The organism is Achromobacter insuavis, from assembly GCF_902859645.1.
Lineage (GTDB): Bacteria > Pseudomonadota > Gammaproteobacteria > Burkholderiales > Burkholderiaceae_B > Achromobacter > Achromobacter insuavis.
This window is the reverse complement of record NZ_CADIJR010000023.1, coordinates 23,262-48,029: the sequence shown is the minus strand read 5'-3', so window position 1 is coordinate 48,029 and position 24,768 is coordinate 23,262. Positions and strand designations below refer to the sequence as shown.

Here is a 24,768-nt window from a genome sequence, read left to right as displayed (position 1 = left end):
GGCGCTACCGCCGCTTACGGGGCGCAACGCAGCTGCGGCGCGGTCGGTTGGGTGACCGGCGGCTGCGCGGGATCGTCGGAGGAATCGTCACCGCCACAGGCGGCGAGCGTGGCGGCCGCGAGCAGGACCGCGGCAAGGGTTCTTGCAAGACTCGTGGAGGGCATGGGGAGGTTCTTTGGAAAGAGGAGGACCGACCTTGCCGCGACCAGCCGGCAAGACCCCAGCGAGTCTAGGAATGCGACGTGACAGCGCCGTGAAAGGTGGCGTGCAGAAACGGGCCGCGGCGCGTGCGCGCGGCCTCAGTGTGTGTCCAGATGCGTCAGCGCGCGGGCCGGCTGAAGCGCTGCTCCACCACCACGCCGCCCCATTGCGTGCCCTCGGCTTCCTCGGTCAGCACGAAGCCTTCGGACTCGTACAGATGGCGCGCGGCGTCCAATCCCTTGAAGGTCCACAGATACGTTTCGTCAATATCGAGCGTGTCGACGAAGCGCATCGCGCGCGTCAGCAGCGCGCGGCCGACGCCGAGTCCGCGCAGCGATTCATCGACGATGAACCAGCGCAGATGCGCGGTGCGTTTTTCCAGGTCGCTGTCGATGGCGATGGAGGCCAGCGTGCGGTTGCCGTCGGCATAGCGCCACAGGTTCTTGCCCGGCGCCGGCAGCGACTCGGCGAAGGCCGCCAGGCCCGTCGCCACCAGGCGCTCGAACACCACGCCAAAGCCGGCGGCCTGCGCGTAGTAACGCGCATGCAATGCGGCCACGTCGCCGATACAGCCCGGCGCATAGCCTTCCTGGATCTGCAGCTCGATGGCGTCGCTGGCCTGGGCGGCGCGGGTGTTCGGATTCTCGCGCGCCAAGGCGTCGGCATAGAGCGACAGGTAGCGCACCAGGATCTCCTGGTCGGGCGGCGCCAGTTGCCGCAGGGCGCGCGAGACCTGCTCGGTGGCGAACTGGTCGATGCGGTTGCGCAGGTCCAGGCCCGCCGGCGTCAGCGACAGGCGCGAGGCGCGCGCGTCGCCGCTGTCGGTCTCGCGCGCCACCAGGCCGGCCGCTTCCAGCTTGGCCACCTGGCGGCTGGTGTTGGATTTGTCCAGCCGCAACACCAGCGCCAGGTCGCGCGCCTGGATGCCGGGCTGCAGGCCGATCTCGATGATGGCGTGCACCGCCGACGGCGCCAGCTCGCTGCCGGCCAGCGAAGGCCGCATGAAGCCGAGCTCGCGCACCAGCTTGCGCGAGAATTCCCGCAGGTCGCGGATGGTCTGTTCGCGGGATCGGGTGGGAAAGTCGATAAGATCCATGGTGGCGCGTCCTGAAGTTGCGGGTCGCAACCAATTTACTTGCGAATCGCAACCAACACAAGCCCCCCTGCTGCCTCATGAAAATCCAATTGCTGTCCGATCTGCACCTGGAATCCGACCCCACTTTCGTCGCGGACCCGACGCCGGGCGCGGACCTGCTGGTGCTGGCGGGCGACATCGGCTCGTACCAGCCGCGCTCGCGGCTGGCCACGGACGACTTCGGCCTGGGCCGCTATGCCCCGCGCCACGGCTGGCCGACGCCGGTGGTCTACGTGCCGGGCAACCATGAATACGACAACCTCGACTTCGACGAGACCCACGAGCGGCTGCGGACGTTGTGCGAGGCGCTGGGGATCCAGTGGCTCGAGCGCGAGACCCTGGTGATCGACGGCGTGCGGCTGGTGGGCACCACGCTGTGGACCGACTTCGACGCGCTGGCCGCGCCGGGCGACACGCTGACGCAGGCGCTGGCCAAGCGCGGCAAGGCGTTCCGGGCCGCCGATTTCTACCTGGAAAAGGCGCAGATGCGGCGCCACGGCGCGCCCTTCATGGCCGAGCAGATGCGCGAGCAGGGCCAGGCCTGTCAGGCCTGGCTGGAAGCGGCGCTGCGCGCGCCGTTCGACGGCCCCACGGTCGCCATCACCCACTTCGCGCCGAGCCTGGCCAGCGCCGATCCGCGCTACGGCGTGACGCCGGGCACCGCCGGTTTCTGCAACGCGCTGGACCACCTGCTGCCGCTGGCCGACATGTGGCTGCACGGCCACCTGCACTGCCCGCTGGACTACGTGAAGGACGGCTGCCGCGTGGTCGCCAATCCGCTGGGCTACGCCCGCAAGGGCGAGCAGGAGGGCTACCTGCCCGACGCGTTGTGGGACGTGCCGCGCGCGTAGGCCGGCATCGCGGCGGCGTTCAGCGCGCCGCGGTATCGAGTTCGGCCAGCACCTGCCGGGCGACCTCGTCGAGCGAACGCCGGCAGTCCATGGCCACCCGCTGCAATTGGTCGTGCGCGGCCTGCTCGCTCAGGCCGTGGCGGCTGACCAGCAGCCACTTGGCGCGCTCGACCCGCCGCCGTTCCTCCAGCGCGCCGCGCGCCAGCGCCAGCGCGTCGTCCGACTGGCGCAGGCGCTGCGCCTGATCGCGCATCAGGTCGAGGATGGACCGCTCCATGGCCTCGCCCACGCCGTCCTGCGGCGGCACGTCGAGAATGCGGCCCTGCAGCTGGAACAGCATCGCCGGCGCGTCGTCGCCGGCGCGGTCGGCGAAACGGCTCAGCAGCAGCCGGTGGTTGTCGAGCTCGGCGCGGGTCTCGACGATGCGGCGATGGCATTGCAGCGTCAGGGCCTCGGCCAGCAGGCTTTCGACCGCGCGCATGGCATCGATGCGCTCGGTGCACAGGCCGAACCACAGCTCGGCCAGACCGGCGTCGACGCGTTCGGCCTCGGAGGTCCGCAGCGCCATGTCGCGCAGCCGCAGCACCGGGCCGGCGCTCTGCTCCAGCCGCTCCCACGCGGCCAGCGCATCCGCGCCGGCGTACTGCGCGAAGCTGTCGAAGCAGCGCTTCTGCAGATCCGCCAGCTCCAGCACGCGGGCCTTCTGCGCTTCGGTGAAATAGCCGGCGGTGTAGCCCATGACGCCATAGGCGCGTTCCTGTCCGCACAGCTCCTTGCCCTGCATGAAATTGAGCAGCGCCACCAGCAGCCGCGTGACGCCCGCGTCGAGCGACGAGTCGGCGGCTTCGAACACCAGCGCGAACAGGCTGGCGATGAGCCGCGTGAAGACCGCGCCGGCCTCTTCCGCCGCCACGCGGCGGTCACGGATGGCGCGGCGCGTGCGCGGCAGCTCGTCCAGGCGGTACAGCGCGTAGGCGATGCAGTTGAGCAGCCGCGCCTTGCCGGCGCTGCGGGTGGCATCCGGTTCCAGCCGGTCGAGGAAGCGGCGCACTTCCTCCTCGACCGCGCAGGCGTCGGAGCTCAGGCCGGCCAGGGTCTGGCGCAGCGCGTCCTGGCCGCCGCACAGATACAGGTTGGACGAACCGCGCTCCTTCTGCAGCACGTGCACCAGCTTGCTGACCAGGGTGGCCAGCTCACAGGTGCTGGCCAACGCTTCGAGTCCGTGCAGCTCGCTGCGGCGGGCCGCCAGGAGGAAACGCAGGGTCGAGGGCATGGCGTGCTGCGACATGGCGACGATCCTCAGGCCGCGGCGGGCGGCTGGACTTCCACCGCGTCGCCGTTGAAGCGCACCGGCCAGGCCCGCAGCGATTGCTCGGGATACTCGACACAGACGCCATCGCGCAGCCGGAAGTGCTGCTTGTACAGCGGCGAGGCCACCACCAGCTCGCCGGCCAGGTGGCCGACGATGCCGCGGCCGATCACGTTGGCGCCCGACTTCGGGTCGCGGTTGTCGATGGCGTAGAGCGTTTCGCCGGCCACCGCCGGCAAGTAGAACAGGGCCACCTGGCGGCCATCGACCAGCGCCACCACGCCGGAATCGGCGACCAGGTCGCGGCGGGTGCAGACAGGCTGCCACGCCTCGGCGCCGGGCCGGGCATTGAATGGCGCCTCCTGGCGCAGGGCGATCACGACATTCGAGCGCATCAGGCAAGCTCCTCGGCGATGGGAATCACGCGCGCGGCGGGCGCGGGCCGCGGCTGGCCGCGCTCCTGCACGAAGCGGATGTCCGGATCCGCGGCGGCGCTGTTGACGAAGGTGCGGAAACGCTTGAGCTTTTCCGGGTCGGACAGGGCGTTGGCCCATTCGCATTCATAGCGGTCCACCACCAGCTGCATCTGCGCCTCCAGTTCGGCGCCCAGCCCCAGGCTGTCGTCGATGACCACGGCCTTCAGGTAGTCCAGGCCGCCTTCCAGCGATTCGCGCCAGACCGAGGTGCGTTGCAGCTTGTCGGCGGTGCGGATGTAGAACATCAGCAGGCGGTCGATGTAGCGGATCAGCGTGGCATCGTCCAGGTCCTGGGCGAACAGTTCGGCGTGGCGCGGGCGCATGCCGCCGTTGCCGCACACGTACAGGTTCCAGCCGTTCTCGGTGGCGATGACGCCGATGTCCTTGCTCTGCGCCTCGGCGCATTCGCGGGTGCAGCCCGAGACCGCGAACTTGAGCTTGTGCGGCGCGCGCAGGCCCTTGTAGCGGTCTTCGATGCGCAGCGCCATGGCGACGCTGTCCTGCACGCCGTAGCGGCACCAGGTGCTGCCGACGCAGGACTTCACGGTGCGGGTGGACTTGCCGTAGGCGTGGCCGGTCTCGAAGCCGGCGGCGATCAGCTCGGCCCAGATGTCGGGCAACTCGTGCAGTTGCGCGCCGAACAGGTCGATGCGCTGGCCGCCGGTGATCTTGGTGTAGAGCTGGTACTTCTTGGCCACGGCGCCGATCGCGATCAGGCCGTCGGGCGTGACCTCGCCGCCCGGGATGCGCGGCACCACCGAATAGGTGCCGTTCTTCTGCATGTTGGCCATGAAGGTGTCGTTGGTGTCCTGCAGCGGCACCCGATTCGGATCCTGGATCGGGCGGTTCCAGCACGACGCCAGGATCGACGCCACCGTCGGCTTGCAGAGATCGCAGCCGACATGGCCGCGGCCGTGGCGCGCCAGCAGTTCTTCGAACGATTCGATGCCCTGCACCCGGACGATCGAATAGAGCTCCTGGCGGGTGTAGGGAAAGTGCTCGCACAGGCTCTTGTCCACCGCGACGCCGCGGCTCGCCAGTTCGTGTTCCACCACCTGCTTGAGCAGGGCCGCGCAGCCGCCGCAGCCGGTGGCGGCCTTGGTGCAGGCCTTGACGCCGCCGACGTCGGTGCAGCCGCCGTCGAGCGCGTCGCAGATGGCGGCCTTGCTGACGTTGTGGCACGAACAGATGGTGGCGGTGGCCGGCAGCGCGCCGGCGCCCAGCGCGGGCGCGGCCTGGCCGGCGGGCAGGATCAGGCTGGCCGGGTCGGCCGGCGGCGCGATGCCGTTCTGCGCGTATTGCAGCAGCGTGTCGTAGTAGCTGTTGTCGCCCACCAGCACCGCGCCCAGGACGCGCTTGCCGTCGGCCGACACCACCAGGCGGCGGTACGAGGCGCCCGCCTCGTCGATGTAGCGGTAGCTGCGCGCGCCGGGCGTGGCGCCATGGGCATCGCCGATCGAACCGACGTCCACGCCCAGCAGCTTGAGCTTGGTCGACATGTCGGCGCCGGCGAACGGCGCGCTGTCGTCGCCACAGAGCTCGGCGGCGGCCACGCGCGCCATCTGGTAGCCGGGCGCCACCAGGCCGAAGATGGCGCCGTCGAACGCGGCGCATTCGCCGATCGCGTAGATCGACGCATCGCTGCTGCGGCAATGGCCGTCGACGGCCACGCCGCCGCGCTCGGCCACCGTCAGTCCGGCCTGGCGCGCCAGGCCGTCGCGCGGCCGGATGCCGGCCGAGAACACGATCAGGTCGGTTTCCAGCGGCGCGCCCTCGGCAAAACGCATGCGGTAGCGGTACTGCGTGCCATCCTTGATTTCCTGCGTGGCGCGCGACAGGTGCACGCCCACGCCCAGCGCCTCGATGCGCGCCCTGAGCGCGCCGCCGCCGGCCTCGTCCAGCTGCACCGGCATCAGGCGCGGCGCGAACTCGACCACGTGCGCCTCCAGCCCGAGCGACTTGAGCGCATTGGCCGCCTCCAGGCCCAGCAGGCCGCCGCCCACCACCACGCCGCGCCGGGCGCCGTCGGCCGCCGCGCGGATCTGGTCCAGGTCATCGAGCGTGCGGTACACCAGGCGCGAGGCCCCTTCGGCGCCGGCGATCGGCGGCACGAAGGGATAGGAGCCGGTGGCCAGCACCAGCTTGTCGTAGCCATGGCTGCCGGCGGCCGTCACCACCTGTCGCGCGTGGCGGTCGATGCGCAGCACCGGCTCGCCCAGCCGCAGCGACAGGCCTGGCCGCTCATAGAACGCGGCGTCGCTCATGGCCATCGATTCGGCATCGCGGCCGCCGATGTATTCGGACAGGTGCACGCGATCGTAGGCGCGCCGGGTCTCTTCGCCGAACACCAGGATGCGGTAGCGCGCCAGCGCGCCGCGCTCGATCAGTTGCTCGACGCAGTGATGGCCGACCATGCCGTTGCCGATGACGATCAGGGTCTGCATGGGAGTCGTGGAGGTCGCTGTGCTCATGGGGCTATCCAGGCTGGGCCGTTCGGTTTTCAAAAGACAAACGGCGCCCGGGACTGGTGGGTCCGGGCGCCGTTGCCTGCAAAGCTTGCGTTGTCTGGCCGGACACGGGCCCGGTATGGCTATCAAAGCAATAAGCGTGCCATCGCGATGCCGCCCGCGCGGCGGCCCGCCACCCATGCCGCCGCGCACCCAAACGGGTCGGCGGCGCACCACGGCGGTGCAGCCACGCACCACCGCGCGCGCCGCCGGTCCGCGTGCGGCGCGGTCCACCGGCGGCGGCCGATTGGCATGGAACTTGCATCGACAGGGTATCGACCCGGCCACGCCGGGAACCAACCAGGGCAATGGCGCCCTGCCCGCCCGGCCGCTGGCCGCGCAGGCAGGGCGCTTTCTTTTTTGGGAACCGAGCATGAGCGGCAGCCAGCGCACCGTGGACACCGTCTGCCCCTACTGCGGCGTGGGCTGCGGCATGACCCTGCACGTGGAACGGGAGCAGGTGGTGAAGATCACCGGCAACCGCGAGCATCCCAGCAACTTCGGCCGTCTCTGCACCAAGGGGTCGTCGGCCCACCTTGCCCTGCGCCAGTCGGGTCGGCTGGAGCACGCCTACGTGCGCGACCGGCGCGGCCAGGACCTGGCGCCGCGGCCGATGGCGAACACCCTGCGCGACACCGCCGGGCGGCTGCGCGCCATCATCGACGCGCACGGCCCCGACGCGGTATCGCTGTACGTGTCGGGACAGATGTCGATCGAGGCCCAGTACCTGGCCAACAAGCTGGCCAAGGGCTTCATCGGCACCAACAACATCGAATCGAATTCGCGCCTGTGCATGGCCAGCGCCGGCAGCGGCTACAAGCTGTCGCTGGGCGCCGACGGCCCGCCCGGCTCGTACCAGGACATCGACCGCGCCGACCTGTTCCTGGTGATCGGCGCCAACATGGCCGACTGCCATCCGATCCTGTACCTGCGCATGATGGACCGGGTCAAGGCCGGCGCCCGCCTGATCGTGGTCGATCCGCGCCGCACCACCACCGCCGAGAAGGCGCATCTGCACCTGGCGATCAAGCCGGGCACCGACCTGGCGCTGCTCAACGGCCTGCTGCATCTGCTGCATGGGGCCGGCAAGACCGACGCGGCCTTCATCGCCGCGCACACCGACGGCTGGGAGGCCATGCCGGACTTGCTGCGCGACTACGCGCCCGAGCGGGTCGAGGCGCTGACCGGCATTGCCGCCGCGCAACTGCGCCAGGCCGCCGACTGGATCGGCGCGGCGCCGGAATGGATGAGCTGCTGGACCATGGGGCTGAACCAGAGCACCCACGGCACCTGGAACACCAACGCGCTGTGCAACCTGCACCTGGCCACCGGCCGCATCTGCCGGCCGGGCAGCGGGCCGTTCTCGCTGACCGGCCAGCCCAACGCGATGGGCGGACGCGAGATGGGCTACATGGGCCCCGGCCTGCCGGGCCAGCGCAGCGTGCTGTCGGCCGCCGACCGCGCCTTTGTCGAAGCGCGCTGGGGCGTGCCCGCCGGCACGCTGCATACGCGGCTGGGGCAAGGCACCATCGACCTGTTCCAGCGCATGGCGGCGGGCGAGGTCAAGGCCTGCTGGATCATCTGCACCAACCCGGTGGCCAGCGTCGCCAACCGCGCCAATGTGGTGGCCGGGCTGCGCGCGGCGGAACTGGTGATCGCGCAGGACGCCTACCTGGACACCGAGACCAACCGCTACGCCGACATCCTGCTGCCCGGCGCGCTATGGGCCGAGGCCGACGGCGTGATGATCAATTCCGAACGCACCCTGACGCTGATGCCGCGGGCCGTGCCGCCGCCCGGCGACGCGCTGCCCGACTGGCGCATCATCGCCGGCGTGGCCTGCGAGATGGGCTACGGCCACGCGTTCCAGTACGCCAGCGCGGCCGAGGTGTTCGAGGAGATCGCCGGTTTTTCCAACCCCGCCACCGGCTACGACCTGCGCGGCGCCAGCCATGCGCGATTGCGCGAGACGCCGCTGCAATGGCCCTGTGCGCGCGCCGACGGCCCCGAGCGCAATCCGATCCGCTATCTCAACGACGGCGTCAGCCAGCCGTGGCGCGAAGAGGACGATGGCGCGCGGCCGCGCCTGGCATTCGCCACCGCCAACGGCCGCGCGCAGTTCCACGCGCGGCCGCACGCCGATCCGGCCGAGCTGCCCGACGCCGACTATCCCATGGTGCTCAACACCGGGCGGCTGCAGCACCAATGGCACACGCTGACCAAGACCGGCAAGGTGCCGATGCTGAACAAACTCAACCCCGCGCCGTTCGTGGAGATCCACCCCGATGACGCGACAGCGCTCGGCATCGCTGCCGGCGACAACGTTGAGATCCGTTCGCGCCGCGGCCGCGCGGTGCTGCCCGCCGTCGTCACCGACCGGGTGCGGCCCGGCAACTGCTTCGCCCCCATGCACTGGAACGACGTGTATGGCGACGATCTGTGCATCAACGCCGTCACCAGCGACGCCATCGATCCGGTGTCGCAGCAGCCCGAGCTGAAGTTCTGCGCGGTGGCGCTGTGCCGCGTCGCGGCGCCTGCCGGCAGGGCGACGCGCGCCGTAGCGCCGGCCACGTTGGCCATGACGGAAATGGCGGCCGACAATGTTGCCGGCCTGGCCGCGGCACACGCGGCCCCGGCGTTGACAGCGGTCGGGAACCTGGAGACCGGCCCGGCCCTGCAGCCCGTCGCCGTGTCGGCCAGCGGCGCCGCCCCCGCCGAGGCCATGGCCGCGCTACTCGGCCTGACGAGCGGCGCGGAACCGCCCGCGCTGGATGCGCGCCAGCGCCACTACCTGTCGGGTTTTCTCAACGGCTTGCGGCAGGCCGGCGGCGCTCCCGGCATTCCGGAGCTGCCCGTCCACGCGCCTTTCGACGAAGCCACCCGCCTGTGGCTCAACGGCCTGCTGCATGGCCTGTACAGCCGCGCGCCGCGGCCGTTGGCGCCAGCGACCACGCCTGCCACCGACGCGGCGGAGGCCACCGTCCGCATCATCGGCCCGCGCCCGCGCGTGACGCTGCTGTGGGCCTCGCAGACCGGTAATGCCGAATCGCTGGTGGAACGCAGCGCCACCGCGCTGGCCGCGGCCGGTTTCGAGCTGCGCACCGCCTGCATGGCGGACTGCACGCTCGACGCCCTGGCGCGCGCCCAGTACCTGTTGCTGATCACCAGCACCTTCGGCGACGGCGACGCGCCGGACAACGGCCAGGACCTGTGGCGCGCGCTGTCGGCCGCCGACGCGCCGCGGCTGGCGTCGCTGCGCTATGCGGTGCTGGCGCTGGGCGACAGCAACTATGACGCCTTCTGCGGCCACGGCCGCCGGCTCGACCAGCGGCTGGCGCAGCTGGGCGCGCGGCCCTTGCTGGCGCGGGTCGATTGCGACACCGACTACGAGGCGCCGGCCGACGCCTGGCTGGAAAGCGCCATCGCCGGCATCCATGCGGCCAACGCCGAACAGCATGGCCATCCGGCCGGCGGCCTGATGCCTGACGACATCGCGGCGGCGCTGACTGCCGACGCCCCGTCCGGCAGGGCGGCCCCCGCCGCGCCGCCCGAACCTGCCGCCCCGCCCATCGGCGCGCGCCCGGCGCCGCCCTCCCGGACGCGCCCGGCGCCCGCGCGCCTGATCGGCAACCAGCGGCTGAACGCCAGCGGCGACAAGGACACGCGCGCGCTGGCGCTGGACATCGCCGGCACCGGGTTGGACTACCAGGCCGGCGACGCGCTGGGCGTCTGGCCGGTGAACTGCCCCGAGCTGGTGGAGGAACTGCTGGCGCAGGCCGGCCTGTCAGGCGACGCGGTGGCCAGCGTGCCGGGCGTCGGCGACATGCCGCTGGCCCGGGCGCTGTCCACGCATTACGAAATCGCGCGCCCCGCGCCGGCCACGCTGGCGCTGATCGCGGAACACACCCGCGATCCCGGCCTGCGGCAATTGCTGGCCGAGGAACGCCGCGCGGACCTGCGGCAATGGCTGTGGGGCAAGCAGCTGGCCGACGTGCTGCACGCGTTTCCGGCGGTGCTGCCGGCGCAGGCGTGGCTGGGCGCGCTCAAGCGCCTGCAACCGCGTCTGTACTCCATCGCCTCCAGCCCCAAGGCGCATCCCGGCCAGGTCCACCTGACGGTGTCCGCGGTGCGCTACGACAATGGCCGGCGCCAGCGCAAGGGCGTCTCGTCGACCTTCCTGGCCGACCGCGCGAGCGACGCCGACGTGCCGGTCTTCGTGCAGGAGGCCAGCCACTTCCGGCCGCCACGGCAGGGCGACACGCCGATGATCATGGTCGGCCCCGGCACCGGCGTGGCGCCGTTCCGCGCCTTCCTGCAAGAGCGGCGGGCGCGCGGCGATGGCGGCCGCAACTGGCTGTTCTTCGGCGAGCGGCACGCGGCCAGCGATTTCTACTATCGCGACGAACTGCAGGCGCTGCGCGACGACGGCCTGCTGACGCGGCTGGACCTGGCGTTCTCGCGCGACCAGGCCGCCAAGATCTACGTGCAGGACCGCATGCGCGAGCACGGCGCGCGGCTCTGGGCGTGGCTGCAGGAGGGCGCCCATTTCTATGTCTGCGGCGATGCAGGACAGATGGCCCGCGACGTAGACGCCATGCTCAGGCAGGTGGTGCGGGAACACGGCGGCATGGATGCCGACGCGGCGGCGGCCTACGTGGCGCGCATGACCGCGGACAAGCGCTATGTGCGCGATGTGTATTGAAGCGAAGCGGCGCGGCGCGCGGCCGCAATGATCGGCCGGCGCGTCGGCCGGCTCGCGCAGGCATCACCCGCGCCGGCATGACCGACGGTTGCGTGCTAGCGGGCGCCGCCGTGGGGATCGTGCGGATCGTCGGCCGCCAGCCCGGCGCCCACGCCCATCATGCCCATGCCCGCGGCGGCGCCGCCGCCCCCTGCACCCCCACCCCCGCCCTTGCCGCCGCCGCCCGCCTCGCCACGGGCATTGCCGCCCTTCGCGCCGCCAGCCGCGGGCCGGGTCGGGCCCTGGCGCGGAATCGCCAGGCCGACCGGCACGGGTTCCAGGTTCAGCACGCGGCGGATGAAGTCGCGCAGCGACACCACCAGCTCGGCGGTCTCGATGCGGCGTCCGGCCACCAGGTCGGCGGCCGCCTGGGCCGCGAGCCGCACCTGGTCCTCGGTGCCCAGCAGGATGATGTCGGACAGCGCCGCCTCGACCGCGTCGCGCACGCGCCGGCGGCGCTCGCCGCCGGGGCCGTCCAGCGCCGCCGGCCGCAGCGGGTCGGCGGCATCGGGGTCGATCTCATCGTCGTGCGCGCCGCTGGCGACGGCCGCTTGCGGCGCGCCATGGCGCAGGTCGCGCAGATGGCTGGGGTCCACCACCAGGTTGCCGGTGAAGGACCCGCCCAGCGTCTTGTAGGCCGCGATCAGGGTGCGCAGGCGCTCGTTGATCTGGCGGTTCTCGCGTTCGCGCCGCTGCTGGATGGTCTGCATCACCAGCAGGCGGATCCCCACCCCGATCAGGGTGATGACCGCCAGGCCCAGCAGCGTGGACAGTACGGTTTGCCAGGAGCTGAAATCGAGATTGCGCATATAGGGTCCTCGTCGCTCCCGGCAAGCGGGATCAAGGCGCCGGATTCGGGTGGCGCACGTGGATCTGGTCGATGGCCTGCAGCACGTCGGACGACAGTTCGACGTCGACGCTATCGATATTTTCCTTCAATTGCTGCAGGTTGGTGGCGCCGATCAGGTTGCTGGTGACGAACGGGCGCTGGTTGACCCAGGCCAGCGCCAGGTGCGTCGGCGAGATGCCGTGCTGGCGCGCCAGTTCGACGTACTCGCGGGTGGCGGCCTCGGCCTGCGGGTTGCTGTAGCGGGTGAAGCGCGTATACAGCGTCAGGCGGGCATTGGCGGGACGGGCGCCGTCCAGGTACTTGCCGCAAAGCATGCCCATGGCCAGCGGCGAATAGGCCAGCAGGCCCACGCCTTCGTGGTGGCTGAATTCCGACAGGCCGATCTCGTAGACGCGATTGAGCAGGCTGTAGGCGTTCTGGATCGTAGCGATGCGCGCCAGGCCGAGATTGTCGGAGGCCTTCAGGAACTGCGACACGCCCCACGGCGTTTCGTTGGAGACGCCGACGTGGCGCACCTTGCCGGCGCGCACGAAGTCCTGCAGCACCGACAGGGTTTCCTCGATCGGCACGGTGTGGTCGTCCTTGACCCACGGATACGACAGCTGGCCGAAGGTGGCGGTGGTGCGGTCGGGCCAGTGCAGCTGGTACAGGTCCAGGTAATCCGTCTGCAGGCGCTTGAGGCTGGCGTCCAGCGCCTCGGTCAGGTTCTTGCGATCGAGGAAGGTCTTGCCGTCGCGGATGTGGCCGGGACGCTTGGGATCGCGCACCGGGCCGGCCACCTTGCTGGCCAGCACGATGTCCTGGCGCCGCTTGCTGCGCGCCAGCCAGGTGCCGATGTAGGTTTCGGTCAGGCCCTGGGTTTCCGGCTTGGGCGGCACCGGGTACATTTCGGCCACGTCGACCAGGTTGACGCCGCGCTCGAGCGCGTAGTCCAGCTGCTGGTGGGCCTCGGCCTCGGTATTCTGCTCGCCCCAGGTCATGGTGCCCAGGCCGATCAGGCTGACGTCCAGGTCGGTACGGCCGAGTTTGCGGTATTTCAAGTTCTGCTCCGTGCGGAATCTCTGAAGGGAACGGTTACCTTACCGCAACTCTGTTGGCGTTTTGCTGACGGCGCCCCGCCGTTGGCCCACCCCGTGGACGCCGGCGCGGCCCCGACCCGGCGCCGCGCCGTCCCGCGTCAGGCGATGGCCTGGCGCACCCAGCCCAGCACGTCATCGTGCCGCGGCGCCCAGCCCAGTTCGCGGCGCGCCTTGCCCGCCCGCACCCGGCTGTTGGAGCCGAGCGCGTAGGCGCCCAGGTCCTTGCCCCAATAAGCCACCGCCTGCGCCGGATCCCAGGCCTGGGCCGGTCCCAGCCCCAGGGCCTGGCCGATGGCGCCGACCAGGTCGACGAAGGCGGTCTCGCCGTTCTCGACGAAATAGAAGCTGCCGGCCGGCGCCTTCTCCAGCGCCAGGTGATACAGCGCCGCGACATCGGCGATGTGCACGTTGGACCAGCGGTTCAGGCCCCGGCCGACGTGGCGCGCGATGCCGCTTTCGCGGGCCTGCGCCACCAGCGGCGGGATCTGCACGCTTGCGGCGCGCGGCCCCTCGGTCGAACCGTAGATCAGGGTGTGGCACAGCACCACGCTGCGCACGCCCGGCGCGCTGGCGTGGATCAGGTCATTGATGGCGATGCGCGCCACCTTGCCCGGCACCGGCGCCACCGGCGTGGTTTCGTCGAACACCGCGTCGGACGGCTCGCCCAGCGCGTCGTCGGCGACCAGGCTGCTGCCGCTGGTATGGATGAACGCCTTGCCGCTGCCCGCCAGCGCGCCCAGCAGGGCCTCGACGGCGCCGCGATGGTCGCTGTCGGCGGCGTTGATGACCGCGTCGGCGGCGCGCGCCTCGGCCGCCAGCTGCGCCGCGTCATCCAGCGTGCCCAGCACCGGTTCGATGCCGAAGCCGCGCAGTTCGGCGGCGCGGTCGGGATTGCGGATCAGGCCGCGGACCTGGTGGCCGGCCCTGGCCATCGAGGCGGCGACGGCGCCGCCGATGAACCCGCTGGCGCCGGTGATGAATAGCTTCATGGAATGGCTCCTTGTGAAATCTGGTTGGCGCGCGCGGCGCCGATGGCGTGCCTCAGTCCCAGGCGGCGGCCAGGCCTTCCGGGCTGACTTCGCGGCCGTTGCGTTCCAGCGCGGCGATCTGCGCCATGTCGGCGTCGGTCAGGCGCAGGTCGCGGGCCAGCAGGTTGCTCGCCAGGTTCTCGCGCCTGGTCGACGACGGGATCACGGCGAAGCCGCGTTGCAGCGCCCAGGCCAGAGCGACCTGCGCCGGCGTGGCGTTGTGGCGCTGCGCGATCTGGCCGATCACCGGATCCTTCAGCACCTTGCCGTAGGCCAGCGTCATGTACGACGTGACGGGGATGCCCTGCTGGTTCAGGAAGTCCACCAGCGCCGCATTCTGCAGGTAGGGGCTGAGCTCGATCTGGTTGGTGGCGATGGCGTCCTTGCCGACGGCGGCGATGGCCTCGCGGGTCTCGGCAATGGGGAAGTTGGAGATGCCGATCTGGCGCGTCAGGCCCTGCTCGCGGGCATCCATCAGGCCGGCCATCATCTCGGCGATGGCGACGCCGTTGCCGGGCGCGGGCCAGTGGATCAGGGTCAGGTCGACGTAGTCGGTGCGCAGCTTGGCCAGGCTGTCCTTCAGGCTGGGCACGAGCTTGGCGCGGCCATAGTTCGGCACCCAGATCTTGGTGGTCAGGAACAGGTCGGCGCGGGCGATGCCGCTGGCCTCGACAGCCTGGCCGACCTCGGCCTCGTTCTCATAGATCTGGGCGGTATCGACGGCGCGGTAGCCGACGTCCAGCGCGTTGCGCACGGAATCGATGACGACCTGGCCCTGCAGGCGGAAAGTGCCGACGCCAAAAGACGGGATGCTCATGTAAAACTCCTGGGTAGGTGTTGGAATGCACCCAGTGTGCCCGCACGATCCTTGCGGAATAAGCCCTGTATCGGCGAAAGACTTTTGATATAACGTCAAATATGAAAACGACACTCGACGAAATGCAGGTCTTTATCGCCATCGTCGACAGCGGCTCGATCACCGCCGCCGCCGATGCGCTGCAGCAGACCATTTCCGCCACCAGCCGCACCATGACGCGGCTGGAGGAAAAGCTGCAGACCACGCTGATGCGCCGCACCACCCGGCGGCTGGAACTGACCGAGGAAGGCCGCGCCTACCTGGAGCAGGCCCGCAAGATCATCGCCGCGGTCGAAGAGACCGAGGAGCAGATGCACGCGCGCCGCAACCAGCCGGCCGGGCGGCTGCGGGTCGACGCCGCCTCGCCCTTCATGCTGCACGTGATCGTGCCGCTGGTGCCTGGCTACCGCAAGCGCTATCCCAAGGTCGAGCTGGAACTGAACAGCAACGAGGGCAACATCGACCTGCTGGAACGCCGCACCGACCTGGCGCTGCGCATCGGCAGCCTGAAGGATTCGTCGCTGCATGCCGTGCCGATCGGCCGCAGCCGCGTGCGGGTGCTGGCCAGCCCCGGCTACCTGGCGGCGCACGGCACGCCCAAGCGCGTGGCCGACCTGGCGGACCACAGCCTGCTGGGCTTCTCGCAACTGGAATCGCTCAACGAGTGGCCGCTGGAGGATGCCGACGGCCAGCCGCTGCACATCCAGCCGGCGATCCGCTCGTTCAGCGGCGAGACGCTGCGGCAACTGGCGCTGAACGACGCCGGCATCGTCTGCCTGTCGGACTTCATGACGCGCGCCGACCGCCAGTCCGGCGCGCTGCGCCAGCTGTTTCCGCGCCAGACGCTGGACGTGCGCCAGCCGGTCAACGCGGTCTATTACCGCAACACCGCGATCTCCTCGCGCATCAAGTCGTTCATCGATTACCTGGTCGAGTCGCTGGGGCCGCGCGGCTTCGACGAATGAGCGCCGCCCGCGCCGGGCCCGCGGCGGCGGCTCCGGCATAATGGCTGCCTGAACCGCAATCTCACGCATCACCCATGAAAAGCAGCTCCCCAGGCGGACTCGTCTATTCCACCGACGGCGGCCGGATGTGCCCGCAATGCCGCCGCCCGCTCGCCGATTGCCAGTGCAAGGCGGCGGCCCGGCCCGTGCCGGCCCCCGGCGGCGTGCGCGTTTCGCGCGAAACCAAGGGCCGCGGCGGCAAGGCCGTAACCGTGGTCAAGGGCCTGCCGCTGGACGACGACGCCCTGGCCGCGCTGGGCAAGCAACTGCGCACCGCCTGCGGCTCGGGCGGCACCGTCAAGGACGGCGTCATCGAGGTGCAGGGCGACCATTGCGACCGCATCCTGGCCGCGCTCGACAAACTCGGCCATCGCGCCAAGCGCGCCGGAGGTTGACCCTCATGATCCTGGACCCCGCCATCGTCGACAGCTGGCACGCCCACGTCTATTTCAATGCCGACAGCCGCGACGCGGCCTGGGCGCTGCGCGAACAGGCCATCGCCGCGTTCGGCGACAGCATCCAGATGGGCCGCTTCCACGAGCGCCCGGTCGGCCCGCATCCGCAATGGAGCTACCAGCTCGCCTTCGCGCCGGCCACGCTGCCGCGCGTGCTCACCTGGCTGGCGCTCAACCATGGCGCGCTGGATGTGTTCCTGCATCCCAACACCGGCGAATCGCTGCGCGACCACCGCGACTGCGCGGTGTGGATCGGCCACAGCCACACGCTGAACCTGGCCGCGCTCGGCGGCTGATCCCCGCGCGCTTGCCGTGCTCGGCGCGCATCCGCGACCCGCCGGACGCGCCCCCTTCCGCCTGACGACGCCCGACATGAACCTGCACTACCGCCCAGCCCATCCCGACGACGCCGCCGCCTGCATCGACCTGCGCGGCCGCACCCGCGAGAACGCCTTCTCGGCCGAAGACCTGCGCGCGCTCGGCATCACGCCTGAAAGCTGGCGCGACGGCATCCGCGACGGCTCGCTGCCCGGCGTGGTGGCACTGGCGGACGGCGCGCTGGCCGGCTACTGCTTCGGCGATCGCGACAGCGGCGAGATCCTGGTGCTGGCCCTGCTGCCGGCCTGCGAGGGCCGCGGCATCGGCCGCGCATTGCTCGACCAGGTCATGCAGACGCTGCGCGGGCTGGGCCACGAACGCCTGTTCCTGAGCTGCGCGGCCGATCCGGGCGTGCGCTCGCACGGCTTCTACCGGCGGCTGGGGTGGACGCCCACCGGCGAGATCGACGCAGCCGGCGACGAAGTGCTGGCCTATCGATTCCGCTAGGGCCTACGCGAAGCGCGCCATCAGGAAATCAATGAACGCCCGCGTGCGCGCCGACAGGTCGCGCTTGCTGGGGTAGTACACGAACAGGTCGGCCGAGGGCAGGATGAACTCGGGCAGCACCACCCGCAGCCGCCCGCTCTCCAGGTACTTGGCCAGGTCCCACTCCGAACGCACCAGGATGCCGTGGCCATCGAGCGCCCAGTTCAGCACGATGTCGCCATCGTTGCTGGAGAGCGCGCCATGCACCTTCACGGTCTCGGCGCGGCCGTCGCGGGTGAAGCGCCAGACGCCATAGGCGTCCTCGTTCTGCCGGTGGATGATGCATTGGTGGCTGGCCAGATCGCGCAGGCTGGCGGGCGTGCCGTGCCGCGCCAGGTAGCGCGGCGCCGCGCACAGGAAGCGCCGGTTCGACAGCACGCGCCGGGCGACCAGGCGCTGATCGGGCAAGGCGCCGAAGCGGATGCCCAGGTCCACGCCGCTTTCCACCAGGTCGATGGGCCGGTCGGTGACGTCCAGCTGCACCTCGACCTGCGGATGCTGCGCGGCGAACTCGGACACGATGGGCGCGATCGCGGTGCGGCCGAAGCCGAGCGTCGCGTTGATGCGCAGCAGGCCCTTGGGCACCGAACCGCTGGACGACACCACCTCTTCCATTTCGCGCACGTCGGCCAGGATGCGCGTGGCGTAGTGCAGGTAGGTTTCGCCTTCGGGCGTGAGGCTGATGCTGCGGGTGGTGCGGTTCACCAGCCGCACGCCCAGCCGCGCCTCCAGCTGCGCCAGGCGCTTGGTGGCCGCCGGCGGCGTCAGGTCGAGCAGGCGCGCCACCGTCGACAGGTTGCGGTGGCGCGCCAGCAGCACGAAGAACTCCAGGGAAGATGCCAGATCGTGGTTCACGGCGGGAAACGCCTCATGCGGACGAGGCCGGCGACGGCAGGCGAGCGCCGGAATCTTTAACTTCAAGTTAATAAAGTAGTGCCTGATAGCGAATCATAATGCCGCATCAAGCCAATAATCTACGGTTTTCCCATCCCCGCCCCCGGCCAGGAGACACCATGAAAATCGTCGAAATCCGCGAGAAGACCGTCCCGATCAGTTCCCCCATCCGCAACGCCTACATCGACTTCAGCAAGATGACGCTGAGCCTGGTGGCCGTGGTGACCGACGTGGTGCGCGACGGCCGGCGCGTGATCGGCTACGGCTTCAACTCCAACGGCCGCTATGGCCAGGGCACGCTGATGCGCGAACGCTTCATCCCGCGCGTGCTGGAGGCCGACCCCGCCAGCCTGCTCGACGACAGCGGCGACAACCTCGATCCGCACCGGGTCTGGGACGCCATGTACATCAACGAAAAGCCGGGCGGCCATGGCGAACGCTCGGTCGCCATTGGCACCATCGACATGGCGGTGTGGGACGCGGTCGCCAAGATCGCCGGCAAGCCGCTGTTCCAGCTGCTGGCCGAGCGCTACGGCAATGGCCGCCCCGACCGCCGCGTGTTCGTCTATGCGGCGGGCGGCTACTACTATCCGGGCCAGGACCTGGGCAAGCTTAAGGACGAGATGCGCGGCTACGTCGACCGCGGCTACACCGTGGTCAAGAAGAAGATCGGCGGCGCCTCGCTGGACGAAGACCTGCGCCGCATCGACGCCATCCTGGGCGTGCTGGGCGATGGCAAGAAACTGGCGGTGGACGCCAACGGCCGCTTCGACCTGGACACCGCGATCCGCTACGCCAAGGCGCTGTCGCAGTACGACCTGTTCTGGTACGAGGAAGCCGGCGACCCGCTCGACTTCGAACTGCAGGCCACGCTGCGCAACTACTACGACAAGCCGATGGCCACCGGCGAGAACCTGTTCTCGATGCAGGACGCGCGCAACCTGATCCGCTACGGCGGCATGCGGCCGGACCGCGACTGGCTGCAATTCGACTGCGCCCTGAGCTACGGCCTGGTGGAATACCTGCGCACGCTCGACATGCTGCGCCAGCACGGCTGGTCGGCCAGCCGCTGCATTCCGCACGGCGGCCACCAGATGTCGCTGAACATCGCCGCCGGCCTGGGCCTGGGCGGCAATGAATCCTATCCGGACCTGTTCCAGCCCTATGGCGGCTTCCCCGACGGCGTGCGGGTCGACAACGGCTACGTCACGCTGCCCGAACTGCCCGGCATCGGCTTCGAGGGCAAGGCGGACCTGATCGCCGAGATGCGCAAGCTGGCGGAGTAAGGCGGCCGCCAGACGCCGGGACGCCGCGCGTCCCGGCGCGCGGATCAGGCGACGCCCGCGACGCCCGCGTCGCCCTCGTCCAGCGGCGTGCGCAGATAGCGCCCCGGCGTCATGCCGAAGGCGCGCTTGAACATGGCGATGAAATTGCCGGGCGTGGCGTAGCCCAGCGCGTCGGCCACCTGCGCCACCGGCTGGCCCGCGCTCAGGCGTTCCAGCGCATGGATCAGGCGCAGTTGCTGGCGCCACTGCGCGAACCCCAGGCCGGTCTCGTCGCGGAACAGGCGCTGCGCGGTGCGCGGCGCCAGGCCGGCGTGCGCGGCCAGCACGTCCAGCGGCCGGCTGTCGGCCGGGTCGTCGGCCAACGCCTGCGCCAGCCGGGCCAGGCGCCGGTCGCGCGGCCACGGCAGGTGCAGGCGTTCGCGCGGCGCCGCCTCGATCTCGTCCAGCAACACCGCCGCGAAGCGCGCGCGCGCCGGATCCAGCGCCAGCTTGTCCGGCCAATCGGCCGCGCGCAGGACCATGGCGCGCAACACCCCGTCCACCCCCAGCACGCAGGGCGCCGCCGGCAACGCCGCGGCGGCCCGCGGATGCACCAGCGCGACCCAGCCGCTGGCGGCGCCCGCCACGCTGACCCGGTGCCGCAGCCCCGGCGGGATCCAGCCCGCGCGCTGCGGCGGCAACAGCCATGCGCCCGCCTCGGTGCGCACCCGCATCGCGCCGCTGTCCACCCCGAACAACTGCCCGCGGGCATGGGCGTGCCAATCGTATTCGCGCGAGCCCAGCCGGAACTCGCTGCCCGGCGCGTCGGCGCCATGGAACACGTACACGGCCGAGCCGTCGAGCAATTCGCTGTAGTCGGGCGCGGGGGCAGCGGTCTGGCGGGTTCGCATGATTTGTTGGCGCGCCGGCATTACCGGCGCGGACGCGCTTGCGCGCAAGCTGTGGGGGTGCCGGCGACGCCGGCTTGCTTCGAGGACATTATGCAGAATCTCCACGTTTCCATCATCGGCGCCGGCCTGGGCGGACTGTGCCTGGCGCAGGGGCTGGCGCGCGCCGGCATCGAGGTCGACGTCTACGAGCGCGACGCGCGCACCGACAGCCGGGTGCAGGGCTACCGCCTGCGCATCGACGCCACCGGCCAGGCGGCGCTGGCGCACTGCCTGCCGCCCGACCTGTACGCCCTGTTCCAACACAGCTGCTCGACCCACGACCAGCCCGGCGGCATGTTCGACGCGCAACTGCGGCCGCTGCCGCAGCGCGCCTCGGCCACTTGGCGTCTGGACGGCGCCGACACCCCGCCCGACCGCTCCGCCCACCGTCAGACGCTGCGCGAGATCCTGCTGTCGGGCCTGGGGCCGCGGGTGCATTTCGGCCATGGCTGCGCCGGCCTGGACGCGGCGGGGCTGCGCCTGGATGGCCTGCCCGCGCGGCCCGGCACGCTGGTCGTGGCCGCCGACGGCGTGCATTCCGCGCTGCGGCGCCAGCATCTGCCGCAGGCCGCGCCGCAGGACACGGGCACCGTCACGATCTTCGGCGTGGCGCCGCTGGGCAGCCTGGCAGGCGATGCGCTGCCCGCGGATCTGCGGGCCGGCGCGGGCGTGGTGTTCGGACCCGGCTATGCGCTGGTGCTGGACGCCATGCGGCTGCCGGCGCTGCCGCCGCTTGCGCAGCGGATCGCCCCCGCCAGCCGTCTCAGCGATATCCCCAACTACCAGTACTGGGCCGTGATCGGCGAACGCGCCGCGGTGCTGGGCGAGGACTCGCCCCTGCCCGACGCCGACGCGGCCCCGCGGGATGCGGATGCCGGCCGTCGCTGGCAGCGCGCCGCCGAGCGGCTGCTCGCCCCGGTGCATCCCGCGCTGGCCGCCATGGCGGCCGCCAGCGATCCGGCCGGCATCGCCCTGAAGACCGTCTACAGCGCGCCCGCCCTGCCCCGCTGGACGCAAGCGGGCCTGACCTTCCTGGGCGATGCCGTCCACGCAATGAGCCCGGCGGGCGGATTGGGCGCGAACACCGCCCTGGCCGATGCGCAATCGCTGGCGGCGTTGCTGGCGCAGACGCGACAAGGCCTGCCGCTGGAGCAGGCCTTGCAACGCTATGAGGAGAGTCTGCGGCAACGCGGAGCGCTGGCCGTCGGCCAATCGACGCAGGCCGCCGCGCGCATCATGGGGCGGGACGGCTGACGCCCAGGGCGCGGATGCGTGGGCGATAATCAGCGGCTTGAAGCCGCCTCCCGACTCTCGACCCGACATCCCTCAGCCACCATGCGCATGCGTTCAACGTCCGGCCGTCGCCTCATTGCTGCTCTTGTCCTGAGCGCATCGCCCCTGGCGCATGCGCAGGACTGCCAGGCGGACGACTATTCGCCGATATGCACGGACATGCGGGCGCAGGCCGCCTACGAGCAGGCCGACAGCGACCTCAACGGCGTGTATCAACGGCTTCTGAAAACCCTGTCGCAACCCCGGAACGAGGTGCTTGACTATCCCGCGCTGAAAACCCGGTTCGTCGAGGCCCAGCGGCGGTGGGTGCGCTTTCGCGACAGCGAGTGTGCCGCGTGGTACCTGATCAATCAGGCCGGGACCGGGCGCAATGCGGACCAGATGGCATGCCTTCTGCGCAGGACGCAACAGCGGACCCAGCAATTGCAGGAGTGGCAGGCCAATCTGCCCTAGCGCGCGCATGACGCTCGCGCCGGGCATCCGACCCGGCCCTGTCGGCGCCGCGGGCGGCGTCGACAGGGCCAGGCGTTCAACGCACGATCACGGCTCGGCGGGTTGCTGCTCCAGCGCCGGCGCTTTGCGCGCCTTGCGCAGGAACGACACCAGCTGCCACACGACGGCCGCGCCGATCAGCGCCAGCAGCGTGCCGCTGATCGGCCGCGTCAGGAACACGCCGAACTCGCCGCGGCTGAGCAGCATGGCGCGGCGGAAGTTCTCTTCCAGCATCGGGCCGAGGATGAAGCCCAGCATCAGCGGCGCCGCTTCCATGCCCAGGCGCAGGAACAGGTAGCCGATCAGGCCGAAGATCGCCGTGATGTAGATGTCGTCCAGGTTGTTGTTGATGCTGAACGTGCCGATGCAGCAGAAGAACAGGATCGCCGGGAACAGCACCGTGTACGGGATCTTGAACACCGACAGCCAGTAGCGCACCAGCGGCACGTTCAGGATCAGCAGGAAGCAGTTGCCCACCCACATGCTGGCCACCAGGCCCCAGAACAGGTCGGGGTGGGTGCCGATCATGTTGGGACCGGGCTGGATGCCCTTGACGATGAACGCGGCCAGCATCAGCGCCATGACGGCGTTTTCGGGGATGCCGATGGCCATCAGCGGGATGAAGCTGGTGCGCGCGGCCGCCTCGTCGGCCGCCGCCTGGCCCGCCACGCCTTCGATGGCGCCGTTGCCGATCTCGTGGCGGTACTTGCTGAAGCGCTTGTCGGCCGCATAGGCGGCGAACTGCGCGATCGTCGGGCCGCCGCCCGGCAGGATGCCCAGCACCGAACCCACCACGCTGCCGCGCAGCGCGCTGGGGATGATGCGCTTGAACTCGGGCCACGTCGGGATCAGCTTGATCTTGCCGTTGAACGGCGTCAGCGTGTTGCGGTTGTCCAGGTTCTTGACGATCTCGGCGATGCCGAAGCAGCCCAGCGCGATGCTGATGAGGCCCACGCCGTCCTGCAGGAAGGCCAGGTCCATCGTATAGCGCGCCACGCCGCTGTTGACGTCGGTGCCGATCACGCCCAGCAGGATGCCGATCATGGCCATCGCCAGGCCATTGAGCAGGCTGCCGCTGCTGACGAAGCTGACGCAGAAGAAGCCCAGCAGCATCAGCGCGCAGTAGTCGGCCGGGCCGAACAGCAGGCCGACTTCGCCCAGCGCCGGCGCCATCGTCGACAGCACCACGATCGCCACGGTGCCGCCGATGAAGCTCGACACGCCCGCGGTGAACAAGGCCAGGCCGGTCTTGCCCTTCAGGTTCATCTGATACCCGTCGATGCAGGCGACGATACTGCTCGCATGCGGGATCTTCATCGTGATCGCGCTGACGCTATCGCCGTACTGCGCGCCGTAGTAGATGCCGGCGAGCATGATCAGCGCGCCCCCGGTGGGAATGGAATACGTCAGCGGCAACAGCAGGCTGATGGTCGACAGCGGGCCCAGGCCCGGCAGCAGGCCGACCAGCGTGCCGACCACGCAACCGATCGCGCAGTACATCAGGTTCTGCAGGGTCAGCGCGTGCTCGAAACCGAACGCGAGATTGTTCAACATTTCCATCATGATGGCTCTCCCCTCAGAACAGCGGCAGGTTCAGGCCGAGCAGGTTGCGGAAGGCGAATGCCACCGCGATCAGGCCCAGCGAGATCTTGATATTGCGCACCACCGAGTACGAGGTGCCCGCCAGCGTCGAGCAGAACACCAGGAAGACGATGCCCACGATCATGTTGATGAAGCCCGACACCACCGCGAAGCCGCACAGGCTCAGCATGATGATGGCGATGTTCTTGATGCTGTAGCTCAGCGGCACCGGCGGCACAAAGCGCGAACGCACCACCGAGATCACCCCGATCACGCCCAGCAGCGAACTGACCATCAGCGGGAACAGGCCCGGCCCCGAGCGGCTGAACGACCCCAGTTGATACTTCAACGCCGCCAGCCCGAACAGCAGGGCGAAGGCGATCATGAAGAGCCCCGCGACAAAGTTTCTATTGCCAAAGTACATAAGACGCGCCCTCCCAGGCATTGCGTTTTTTCGCTTGTTATTGCCACCCGGCTTCTCAAACCGGTCTGGTTTCCCCGCCTGTCTTCCCGCTGAAAATTTCGGTGCTGCGGACGAGGTCGGCAGATAGTAGAGAGCGACACTTCCAATCTGCTTTCGCTTTTTGCGCCGGAACGCGTGAATGCGTTATCGCTTTCCCGTAGGTCCGGCGACATGAAGCTGACTGCATACTGAATTGATGTCAAAATGACAACGGCCCGCGGCCTCACCCCCCATTCAGCGAGACGAAAGCCGCGTGCGCGGGCCGTTCCGGCAAGACGGATCGGGTCGGTGGAAAGACAGGAAAAACGTCCGCGAACGGGACCGGGAAAGATCGGCGCGATGCAACCGCATCGCGCCACGACAAGCGCCATCTCCGGCGACATCCATGCATCACCCGCGTCGCATTGCGCGACGCTGGCGCGGCCGTCACCACACGGGATGACGGACCGCCATGCGCGTCGGCGCGCGGCGCGT

At 70.2% G+C, this 24,768-nt stretch carries 21 protein-coding genes; 9 read left to right on the top strand and 12 right to left on the bottom strand.

The features are described from left to right. Window positions 1-319: 319 nt before the first annotated feature. Window positions 320-1,297 (bottom strand): helix-turn-helix domain-containing GNAT family N-acetyltransferase, encoded by a 978-nt coding sequence (locus tag H0523_RS14120; RefSeq protein WP_054428729.1) that lies wholly within the window; start codon window positions 1,295-1,297, stop codon window positions 320-322. A 77-nt stretch (window positions 1,298-1,374) separates the two neighbouring features. Here H0523_RS14120 and H0523_RS14115 point away from each other — a divergent pair, with 77 nt between their 5' ends. Continuing rightward, window positions 1,375-2,187: a metallophosphoesterase gene (locus H0523_RS14115; RefSeq protein ID WP_054428730.1), complete on the top strand. Its 813-nt coding sequence runs from the start codon at window positions 1,375-1,377 to the stop codon at window positions 2,185-2,187. Window positions 2,188-2,206: 19 nt separating this feature from the next. Here H0523_RS14115 and H0523_RS14110 read toward each other — a convergent pair whose 3' ends face one another. The 3 genes from H0523_RS14110 to nirB are packed head-to-tail and all read right to left on the bottom strand — an operon-like array spanning window position 2,207 to window position 6,443. Then, on the bottom strand, window positions 2,207-3,475 hold the full coding sequence (locus tag H0523_RS14110) for a nitrate- and nitrite sensing domain-containing protein (protein WP_054428731.1): 1,269 nt from the start codon (window positions 3,473-3,475) through the stop codon (window positions 2,207-2,209). An 11-nt stretch (window positions 3,476-3,486) separates the two neighbouring features. Then, a complete protein-coding gene (nirD, locus tag H0523_RS14105; RefSeq protein ID WP_054428732.1) occupies window positions 3,487-3,891 on the bottom strand; it encodes a nitrite reductase small subunit NirD in 405 nt (134 codons plus the stop codon). Further along, window positions 3,891-6,443 (bottom strand): nitrite reductase large subunit NirB, encoded by a 2,553-nt coding sequence (gene nirB, locus H0523_RS14100; protein WP_054428733.1) that lies wholly within the window; start codon window positions 6,441-6,443, stop codon window positions 3,891-3,893. The genes nirD and nirB overlap by 1 nt, the downstream gene beginning before the upstream one ends. A gap of 409 nt (window positions 6,444-6,852) precedes the next feature. On the opposite strand from nirB, the gene H0523_RS14095 reads away from it, so the two are divergent. After that, a complete protein-coding gene (locus tag H0523_RS14095) occupies window positions 6,853-11,181 on the top strand; it encodes a bifunctional nitrate reductase/sulfite reductase flavoprotein subunit alpha (protein WP_054428734.1) in 4,329 nt (1,442 codons plus the stop codon). A 95-nt stretch (window positions 11,182-11,276) separates the two neighbouring features. Here H0523_RS14095 and H0523_RS14090 read toward each other — a convergent pair whose 3' ends face one another. The 4 genes from H0523_RS14090 to dkgB all read right to left on the bottom strand — a co-directional run bounded on the left by H0523_RS14090 (window position 11,277) and on the right by dkgB (window position 14,994). Then, the gene (locus H0523_RS14090; RefSeq protein ID WP_054428735.1) at window positions 11,277-12,029 is read right to left on the bottom strand and encodes a hypothetical protein; all 753 of its coding nucleotides are present in this window, start codon (window positions 12,027-12,029) and stop codon (window positions 11,277-11,279) included. A gap of 31 nt (window positions 12,030-12,060) precedes the next feature. Then, the gene (locus tag H0523_RS14085) at window positions 12,061-13,110 is read right to left on the bottom strand and encodes an NADP(H)-dependent aldo-keto reductase (protein ID WP_054428736.1); all 1,050 of its coding nucleotides are present in this window, start codon (window positions 13,108-13,110) and stop codon (window positions 12,061-12,063) included. Window positions 13,111-13,247: 137 nt separating this feature from the next. Next, on the bottom strand, window positions 13,248-14,138 hold the full coding sequence (locus H0523_RS14080; protein WP_054428737.1) for an NAD-dependent epimerase/dehydratase family protein: 891 nt from the start codon (window positions 14,136-14,138) through the stop codon (window positions 13,248-13,250). Window positions 14,139-14,190: 52 nt separating this feature from the next. Continuing rightward, window positions 14,191-14,994, bottom strand: a complete 804-nt coding sequence (gene dkgB, locus H0523_RS14075) for a 2,5-didehydrogluconate reductase DkgB (protein ID WP_054428738.1) — start codon at window positions 14,992-14,994, stop codon at window positions 14,191-14,193. Between the two features lie 101 nt (window positions 14,995-15,095). On the opposite strand from dkgB, the gene H0523_RS14070 reads away from it, so the two are divergent. The 4 genes from H0523_RS14070 to H0523_RS14055 all read left to right on the top strand — a co-directional run bounded on the left by H0523_RS14070 (window position 15,096) and on the right by H0523_RS14055 (window position 17,317). Continuing rightward, the gene (locus H0523_RS14070; RefSeq protein WP_054428739.1) at window positions 15,096-15,998 is read left to right on the top strand and encodes a LysR family transcriptional regulator; all 903 of its coding nucleotides are present in this window, start codon (window positions 15,096-15,098) and stop codon (window positions 15,996-15,998) included. Between the two features lie 74 nt (window positions 15,999-16,072). Further along, window positions 16,073-16,432, top strand: coding sequence for a translation initiation factor Sui1 (locus H0523_RS14065; RefSeq protein WP_054428740.1), 360 nt, complete (start codon window positions 16,073-16,075; stop codon window positions 16,430-16,432). A gap of 5 nt (window positions 16,433-16,437) precedes the next feature. Beyond that, window positions 16,438-16,788, top strand: a complete 351-nt coding sequence (locus H0523_RS14060; protein WP_054428741.1) for a DOPA 4,5-dioxygenase family protein — start codon at window positions 16,438-16,440, stop codon at window positions 16,786-16,788. Window positions 16,789-16,864: 76 nt separating this feature from the next. Continuing rightward, entirely contained in the window at window positions 16,865-17,317 is a 453-nt protein-coding gene (locus H0523_RS14055; RefSeq protein ID WP_054428742.1) for a GNAT family N-acetyltransferase, read from the top strand. 3 nt (window positions 17,318-17,320) lie between these two features. Here H0523_RS14055 and H0523_RS14050 read toward each other — a convergent pair whose 3' ends face one another. Next, window positions 17,321-18,211: a LysR family transcriptional regulator gene (locus H0523_RS14050; RefSeq protein ID WP_054428743.1), complete on the bottom strand. Its 891-nt coding sequence runs from the start codon at window positions 18,209-18,211 to the stop codon at window positions 17,321-17,323. Between the two features lie 158 nt (window positions 18,212-18,369). Between H0523_RS14050 and H0523_RS14045 the strand changes: the two genes are divergently transcribed. Beyond that, window positions 18,370-19,536 carry a mandelate racemase/muconate lactonizing enzyme family protein gene (locus H0523_RS14045; RefSeq protein ID WP_054428744.1) on the top strand — a complete coding sequence of 389 codons (1,167 nt, stop codon included), beginning with the start codon at window positions 18,370-18,372 and terminating at the stop codon, window positions 19,534-19,536. Between the two features lie 44 nt (window positions 19,537-19,580). On the opposite strand, the gene H0523_RS14040 is transcribed toward H0523_RS14045, so the two are convergent. Further along, window positions 19,581-20,426, bottom strand: a complete 846-nt coding sequence (locus H0523_RS14040) for an AraC family transcriptional regulator (protein WP_054429242.1) — start codon at window positions 20,424-20,426, stop codon at window positions 19,581-19,583. A gap of 90 nt (window positions 20,427-20,516) precedes the next feature. Between H0523_RS14040 and H0523_RS14030 the strand changes: the two genes are divergently transcribed. Together H0523_RS14030 and H0523_RS14025 are read left to right on the top strand one after the other, a co-directional pair. Then, window positions 20,517-21,719 carry an FAD-dependent oxidoreductase gene (locus H0523_RS14030; RefSeq protein WP_054428745.1) on the top strand — a complete coding sequence of 401 codons (1,203 nt, stop codon included), beginning with the start codon at window positions 20,517-20,519 and terminating at the stop codon, window positions 21,717-21,719. An 87-nt stretch (window positions 21,720-21,806) separates the two neighbouring features. Then, window positions 21,807-22,211, top strand: coding sequence for a lysozyme inhibitor LprI family protein (locus H0523_RS14025; RefSeq protein ID WP_180180078.1), 405 nt, complete (start codon window positions 21,807-21,809; stop codon window positions 22,209-22,211). A gap of 87 nt (window positions 22,212-22,298) precedes the next feature. Here H0523_RS14025 and H0523_RS14020 read toward each other — a convergent pair whose 3' ends face one another. Then, window positions 22,299-23,810 carry a tripartite tricarboxylate transporter permease gene (locus tag H0523_RS14020; RefSeq protein ID WP_054429243.1) on the bottom strand — a complete coding sequence of 504 codons (1,512 nt, stop codon included), beginning with the start codon at window positions 23,808-23,810 and terminating at the stop codon, window positions 22,299-22,301. Window positions 23,811-23,826: 16 nt separating this feature from the next. After that, entirely contained in the window at window positions 23,827-24,255 is a 429-nt protein-coding gene (locus H0523_RS14015) for a tripartite tricarboxylate transporter TctB family protein (RefSeq protein WP_054428747.1), read from the bottom strand. Window positions 24,256-24,768 lie beyond the last annotated feature (513 nt).

Bases quoted from the DNA above. Each gene is read 5' to 3' on its own strand.
- H0523_RS14110 (WP_054428731.1), bottom strand. From the start codon at position 3,475: ATGTCGCAGCACGCCATGCCCTCGACCCTGCGTTTCCTCCTGGCGGCC.
- H0523_RS14055 (WP_054428742.1), top strand. From the start codon at position 16,865: ATGAACCTGCACTACCGCCCAGCCCATCCCGACGACGCCGCCGCCTGC.
- H0523_RS14095 (WP_054428734.1), top strand. From the start codon at position 6,853: ATGAGCGGCAGCCAGCGCACCGTGGACACCGTCTGCCCCTACTGCGGC.
- H0523_RS14080 (WP_054428737.1), bottom strand. From the start codon at position 14,138: ATGAAGCTATTCATCACCGGCGCCAGCGGGTTCATCGGCGGCGCCGTC.
- H0523_RS14015 (WP_054428747.1), bottom strand. From the start codon at position 24,255: ATGTACTTTGGCAATAGAAACTTTGTCGCGGGGCTCTTCATGATCGCC.
- dkgB (WP_054428738.1), bottom strand. From the start codon at position 14,994: ATGAGCATCCCGTCTTTTGGCGTCGGCACTTTCCGCCTGCAGGGCCAG.
- nirD (WP_054428732.1), bottom strand. From the start codon at position 3,891: ATGCGCTCGAATGTCGTGATCGCCCTGCGCCAGGAGGCGCCATTCAAT.
- H0523_RS14060 (WP_054428741.1), top strand. From the start codon at position 16,438: ATGATCCTGGACCCCGCCATCGTCGACAGCTGGCACGCCCACGTCTAT.
- H0523_RS14065 (WP_054428740.1), top strand. From the start codon at position 16,073: ATGAAAAGCAGCTCCCCAGGCGGACTCGTCTATTCCACCGACGGCGGC.
- H0523_RS14070 (WP_054428739.1), top strand. From the start codon at position 15,096: ATGAAAACGACACTCGACGAAATGCAGGTCTTTATCGCCATCGTCGAC.
- H0523_RS14040 (WP_054429242.1), bottom strand. From the start codon at position 20,426: ATGCGAACCCGCCAGACCGCTGCCCCCGCGCCCGACTACAGCGAATTG.
- H0523_RS14025 (WP_180180078.1), top strand. From the start codon at position 21,807: ATGCGTTCAACGTCCGGCCGTCGCCTCATTGCTGCTCTTGTCCTGAGC.
- H0523_RS14120 (WP_054428729.1), bottom strand. From the start codon at position 1,297: ATGGATCTTATCGACTTTCCCACCCGATCCCGCGAACAGACCATCCGC.
- H0523_RS14045 (WP_054428744.1), top strand. From the start codon at position 18,370: ATGAAAATCGTCGAAATCCGCGAGAAGACCGTCCCGATCAGTTCCCCC.
- nirB (WP_054428733.1), bottom strand. From the start codon at position 6,443: ATGAGCACAGCGACCTCCACGACTCCCATGCAGACCCTGATCGTCATC.
- H0523_RS14030 (WP_054428745.1), top strand. From the start codon at position 20,517: ATGCAGAATCTCCACGTTTCCATCATCGGCGCCGGCCTGGGCGGACTG.
- H0523_RS14090 (WP_054428735.1), bottom strand. From the start codon at position 12,029: ATGCGCAATCTCGATTTCAGCTCCTGGCAAACCGTACTGTCCACGCTG.
- H0523_RS14115 (WP_054428730.1), top strand. From the start codon at position 1,375: ATGAAAATCCAATTGCTGTCCGATCTGCACCTGGAATCCGACCCCACT.
- H0523_RS14020 (WP_054429243.1), bottom strand. From the start codon at position 23,810: ATGGAAATGTTGAACAATCTCGCGTTCGGTTTCGAGCACGCGCTGACC.